At 29.1% G+C, this 6,247-nt stretch carries 5 protein-coding genes; 3 read left to right on the forward strand and 2 right to left on the reverse strand.

Going from position 1 to position 6,247, the window contains the following annotated elements; all coding sequences use genetic code 4:
- Positions 1 to 10: 10 nt before the first annotated feature.
- On the reverse strand, positions 11 to 388 hold the full coding sequence (locus tag T386_RS0101970; protein ID WP_051622772.1) for a single-stranded DNA-binding protein: 378 nt from the start codon (positions 386 to 388) through the stop codon (positions 11 to 13).
- Between the two features lie 19 nt (positions 389 to 407).
- A complete protein-coding gene (gene rpsF / locus T386_RS0101975) occupies positions 408 to 869 on the reverse strand; it encodes a 30S ribosomal protein S6 (RefSeq protein ID WP_029513499.1) in 462 nt (153 codons plus the stop codon).
- 301 nt (positions 870 to 1,170) lie between these two features.
- Between rpsF and topA the strand changes: the two genes are divergently transcribed.
- The 3 genes from topA (at position 1,171) to T386_RS0101990 (ending at position 6,133) form a co-directional block, all read left to right on the forward strand.
- Positions 1,171 to 3,033 carry a type I DNA topoisomerase gene (gene topA / locus T386_RS0101980; RefSeq protein ID WP_029513500.1) on the forward strand — a complete coding sequence of 621 codons (1,863 nt, stop codon included), beginning with the start codon at positions 1,171 to 1,173 and terminating at the stop codon, positions 3,031 to 3,033.
- A 235-nt stretch (positions 3,034 to 3,268) separates the two neighbouring features.
- Positions 3,269 to 5,806 (forward strand): preprotein translocase subunit SecA, encoded by a 2,538-nt coding sequence (gene secA, locus T386_RS0101985; RefSeq protein WP_029513501.1) that lies wholly within the window; start codon positions 3,269 to 3,271, stop codon positions 5,804 to 5,806.
- 90 nt (positions 5,807 to 5,896) lie between these two features.
- Entirely contained in the window at positions 5,897 to 6,133 is a 237-nt protein-coding gene (locus tag T386_RS0101990; RefSeq protein WP_029513502.1) for a DUF2188 domain-containing protein, read from the forward strand.
- Positions 6,134 to 6,247: the final 114 nt, after the last annotated feature.

Raw genomic sequence — 6,247 nt, forward strand, 5'->3', positions numbered from 1 at the left:
ATATCTCCTATTAATCTTCGATTGTAATTTCATCAAGTTCAAAATTATTTTCTGAATCAGTTTTTTCTAATTTTTTATCTCTAATTGACTTAGGCTCAAGTAAAGTAATATTATCAATTGATACGTTTGTATGCGATACAACAGCACCACTTTCATTTTTATATTTATTTGTACTTAATTGCCCTTCAATAGAAACCAGCATACCTTTTTTTATGAAACGAGCCATAAATTCAGCATTTTTGTTTCAAGCAACTAGATTAACAAAATCTGTGTGATTATTCGAGTGATTGTTTAATGCTATTGATGTTTTAGCATATTTAATTTCACTTTTCGTAGTGCCAGATTTAACATCATTAGCAATACGACCAACCAGCAAAACTTTATTCATTTGGAACTCCTAAACTTGATTATTCAGCTTTTTTAGATGTATTATCTGTAGCTTTTTTAGTATATGGTTTTTTAGTAGTCTTAGTTTTAGGTGAAATAACTTTTTCTAAATTTTCAACAAGTTGTTTTGTGCTAGCACTTTTAACAGAATTTTTAGCGTCTCTAGAAATTCTTTGTCTGAAAGCTTTTTTTGATTTTTGCAAACCTTTTTCTGTATCAAGGTTAATAACCATTTGTCTTCATATGAATTTAGCAATATTTGCTTTACGAGTAAATTCAGCTATTAATTCACTTTTACTTTCAAGGTTGTAAACTATGTATTGAGCTTTTAATGATTTATTAATTGGATAAGCTAATGTTGAATTTTCTAATTTTTCAACTTTGCTTACGTTTTTCTTGCCAAATACTGACTCAACAATTTCAGTAGCCATAAGCATATCAATTGCTGGGTCAACAATTAGCATAATTTCGTATTTATTCATTAATTTATTCTCCTTTTGGACATCAGGACCAATTGTGGTCAAGGAGTATTTCTAATATTTAGATTTAATAATACAATAAGTAAAAATACTCAGTTGCTATTATATATCATTAGAAATATTTTAAAATTCATTTTTTAATAGAATTATTTGAATTAATATCAACTCAGTTAGCATTCACTTATAGTTTTGCTGTTTTATATTTCCATAATTTTTATATCATTAATATATTAATGATTATAAACATGAAATTTAATATTTTTTTAAAAAATAAATTTCTATTTTGTTATAAATTATTATTGTTATGAGTTATAAATTAGTGATAGTAGAATCGCCTAATAAAGTTGATACAATCAAAAAATATTTAGGTGATAAATTTAATGTTATGGCATCAGTTGGCCATATTGCTAAACTTAGTACCAGAGGAGAAATGGGACTAGGCATTGACCTTGAAAACTGAGAGCCCCAATATGAATTAGATCCTAGTAAAAAAGAAGTTGTTAAAAAATTAAAATCAGCAGTTAAGGATGCTGAATTTGTTTATATTGCTACTGACCCCGACCGCGAGGGTGAGGCCATTGGAGATCATTTAGTAAGATTTTTAAAGTGCAAAAAAGATCAATATGCTAGGATTAAATACAATGAAATTACAAAGGATGCTATTTTAAATTCAATAGCTAATCCTACTCAATTAGATGTTAATTTAATCGATGCACAAAAAGCCAGAAGAATGTTAGACAGAATTATTGGTTTTAGATTAAGCCAATTAATGAAAAGAAAACTTTCAAATTCACCAACTAATCCATCAGCTGGCAGAGTACAATCAATTGCACTTAAATTAGTTGTTGATAAAGAAAAAGAAATTGAAGCATTCATTCCAAGGGGATATCATACAATTGAGGCACAATTAAACAAGGAACTTATGGCTTCAATCTATATGGAAGATCATATTTCAGGCGAAAAGAATTGAGTTTATCCAGAAGAGTTAGAAAAAATTAAGTTAGAAATAGATAAAGAACCCAGCCATATATTAGAAGTAGTTGATGTGAAGGAAAGCAAAAAAACACTTTCGATTTTAACGCCTTTAAAACAGGCAGTTTTGTATAAAAGAAGTCCATTCAGTTCGAGAATTACTCAATCATCTGCACAAAGATTATTTGAAGGATATGGTGATGGTGGTTTAATTAGTTACCCACGTACTGATAGTACTAGATTAAATGATCAGTTTGTAGCTAATACTAAAAAATATATAACTAATAAATATGGTCAAAATTATATATTGGAAAATATTAAAAGTTTCAAAGGTGATCAAGATGCCCATGAAGCTATTAGACCTACTGATATAACATTAACTCCTGATAGTGCTAAGGAAAAATATAACTTAAATAATTATGATTATCAAATTTATAAATTAATTTATGAACATACATTACAATGTCTTATTAAACCACCATTAAGAGCTAACAAAACATATAAATTTACAAAAAATTCCTTAGATTTTAGAGCAAATGTGAGTTGAATTTTATTTGATGGCTACTACATTGTTAAAGGCGAAAGAGAGGAATCTCTCGATCCTAACTTTAATGTTGGAGATAAAATCAATGTCTTAAATTATCAAATTGAAGACAAAGAAACAAAACCCCCTGCTAGATATACTGAAGGATCATTAATTGAAAAATTAGATGAAATTAAAGTTGGTCGGCCATCAACATTTGCCACAACAGTTAAAACAATTTTAGACAGAGAATATGTAAATGTGGAAAATAACTCATTACATCCAACAACTTTTGGTAAAACTGTTTTAGAAAAATTGATTTCTGGTTTTCCTAATATCATTAATGAAACTTATACAGCAGAAGTAGAAGAGCAATTAGATTTAATTGCTTCTAATAAAATAATGGTGCAACCTGTTATGCAAGATTTTTACGAAAAATTTGAGCAAAATTATGATTATGCCACCAAAACAATGGAACATACTGCTATGCAACTTGAAGAAGTTGATGAAAAATGTCCTGAGGATAATGGCAGCCTTATTATTAGAAGAAACAAAAGAGGTGACAAATTTTTAGGGTGCAAAAACTTTCCTAATTGCCACTATACAAAAAATTACGATGATGGCAAACCTAAAAGAAGATTTTTCAGAAAATGAACAAAATCTAGTAATTAAAAATAGATTGATTAAAGCATCAATCTATTTTTTGTTATTCTGCGTTTACACAGCAAATAATTTCATATTAAATGATCCTTTTTCACTGTTTTATAGATGAATTTGTAAAAAAAACAATATTTTAAAAACATTGTTATTTTTTCTATACATATAATTTACTTTTAAATAACTAATATTAATCATTAAATTTAAATTATTTTAGTATTTAGTCATATAGTATAAAATTAATAATATTATGAGTATTAATTGATTTAAATCTACCGAAATGAAAATAGCTGAAAGGGTTCTTAGAAAAATTAATCAATTTGAACCTTTAATTTCAAAATTAACAGATGAAGAACTGAAATACAAAACAGTGCAATTTAAAGCAAGAATTGCTGATGGTGAATCGCTTGATAAAATAAGGCCTGAAGCCTTTGCTGTTTGTAGAGAAGCAACAAAAAGAGTATTGAATAAAAGACCTTTTGACGTCCAAATGATAGGTGGTGTTTTACTTGATTTAAGTTCGATCGCGGAAATGAAAACAGGTGAAGGTAAAACAATTACTTCGATTGCGCCAGTTTATTTAAATGCTCTAAAAGGCAAAGGTGCTATTGTTTCAACTGTTAATGAATATTTAGCTGAACGGGATGCTGAGGAAATGGGTCAAGTATTTAATTTCTTAGGCTTAACAGTTGGTATTAATAAAGCACAAATGGACCCATCATTAAAAAGAGAGGCCTATGCTTGCGATATAACTTATTCAATTCATTCTGAACTAGGCTTTGATTATTTAAGAGACAATATGGCAGAGAGTATTTCTGAAAAAGTCCAACGTGGTCTTCATTTTTGTCTAACTGATGAAGCTGATTCCATTTTGATTGACGAAGCCAAAACACCATTGATTATTTCAGGCGGGCAAACAGAAGATTCTAATGTGTATTTAGCATCAGATCAATTTGTTAGAACTCTTGATGAAAATGACTATGAAATAGACGAAGAAACCAAAGCTATCTCATTAACATATAACGGCGTGAAAAAAGCAAATCGTTTTTTCAATTTTGATAATTTATATGATATTAAAAACTCAGAAATTGTTCACCGGATTCAAAATGCATTAAGAGCTCATAAGGTCATGAAGATCAATGTTGAATATATTGTGCGCGATGGGAAAATAGAATTAGTTGATGCCTTTACAGGACGGATTATGGAAGGTAGAGCATATAGCGAAGGCTTGCAACAAGCACTACAAGCTAAGGAAATGGTTGAAATTGAAGCGGAAACTAAAACACTTGCTACTATTACATATCAAAATTTTTTCCGTATGTTTGACAAATTGTGCGGAATGACTGGTACAGCTAAAACAGAAGAGCAAGAATTTATTGATATTTATAATATGCGTGTTAATGTTGTGCCCACTAACAAACCAATGATTAGACAAGACTTACCCGATTCAATTTATGCTTCATATGAAGCAAAATGAAAAGCAGTAGTTAAAAAAGTTAAAGAACTTTATGACAAAGGACAACCGGTTTTAGTTGGAACTGCGCAAATTGAAGATTCCGAAATATTACACGAGATGTTAATTAATGCCGAGATACCCCACACAGTTCTTAATGCTAAACAAAATGCTTCTGAAGCTGAAATAATTTCTCATGCTGGTGAAGTCAAATCAGTCACAATTGCAACTAATATGGCTGGTCGTGGTACAGATATTAAGCCAACAGCAGAAGCTTTAGCACTTGGCGGTTTATATGTTTTAGGCACTGATAAAGCTGAAAGCAGAAGAATTGACAACCAATTGAGAGGTCGTTCTGGCCGGCAAGGCGATCCTGGAACATCTAAATTCTTTATTTCTATTGATGATCAATTAATGCGTAGATTTTCAAATTATGAAGAATTTAAAGATCAATTCAAAGATGAAGGCGACAAAGAGGTTACTACCAAGGCATTAATTGCAGGCTTTAATGCAGCCCAAAAGAAGATTGAAGGTTTTAACTACGACACTCGTAAAAATGTGCTTCATTATGATGATGTTATTAGACAACAAAGGGACTTATTTTATGCCCAACGAGATTTAATTTTAGTAAATGATGATGTTGAATTTATTATCAAAAGAATGTTTAAAAGTACGGCTAATAATATTGTTAATATGCCTAGATTTAAAGATAATGGCAACACTTTTAAATATCATAATTTTGTTGAGTATGTTAATAATGAAATATTAGGCAAATCTATAAGGATAAAACTTTATTATGATGATATTAAAGAACTTCATGATGCTGATTTGGAACAATTTTTTGAAAACTTTTTAGTTGGTCAATATAAAAAATGAAGAAATATTGCTATTGATAAAACTGATTTAAGCTACACACGTTGATATGAAAAAAGAATTGTTTTAGGAATAGTTGACAAATATTGACAAACACATATTGATACAATGGATAAACTTCGTTCTCATACCAATTTAGTTCAATATGCTCAAAAAAATCCTTATCAAGTTTATACACAAGAAGGTGGCAAAAAATTTGATGAAATGCTAAGAAATGTAGCATTTGATGTGGTAAAAGAAATTTTTAAAGATCGCTTAGGTTCAGAGACAAAAATAACCTTTGATATGGAAAACGATCCAATATTCCAGCAATTACTTGAAACAATAATTTTAGATAATGTTTCTGATGAAAAGAAAGAAGATTTCTTAATAGAAATGTATGAAAATATTAAGAATCAAATTGCACAAGGTGTAGACAGTACACAGGAAGATAATAGCGCTGAAAATAGTAACCAAAATTAGCTATTTCTGCTATAAATTAATCAAATAAGTAAGTTTTCACTTACTAAAATTTAAACTTATGTAAAATATAAATAATAAATTGGAGGTGTTATGGGAGTTTTAGATAAAGACAACAAAGTTAGTGTTTGACATGTTACACCAAAAGGTAACATTTGACAAGTTAAAGGTTCTGGCGCACTTAGAGCAACAAAAACTTTTAATACGCAAAAAGAAGCTATTGATTATGCCGATGAATTATCAAAAAGAAATAATGGAACAGTTTTAATCCATAGAACAACTGGAAAAATTAGGGCAAGCATCAATAACAAAAATAAAGCAAAAAAATAGTTAAGGGTTGCAAAATGTTTTGGCTTACAAATTAACTTTATTAATAAAAAAAACACAATCAAGTTTTATTGTGTTTTTTTAAATCATTTGTTTTTGTTTCTTTTGTCTATTATA

The sequence above is a fragment of the Mycoplasmopsis primatum ATCC 25948 genome, assembly GCF_000702785.1.
In the GTDB taxonomy this organism is placed as follows: domain Bacteria; phylum Bacillota_I; class Bacilli_A; order Mycoplasmatales; family Metamycoplasmataceae; genus Mycoplasmopsis; species Mycoplasmopsis primatum.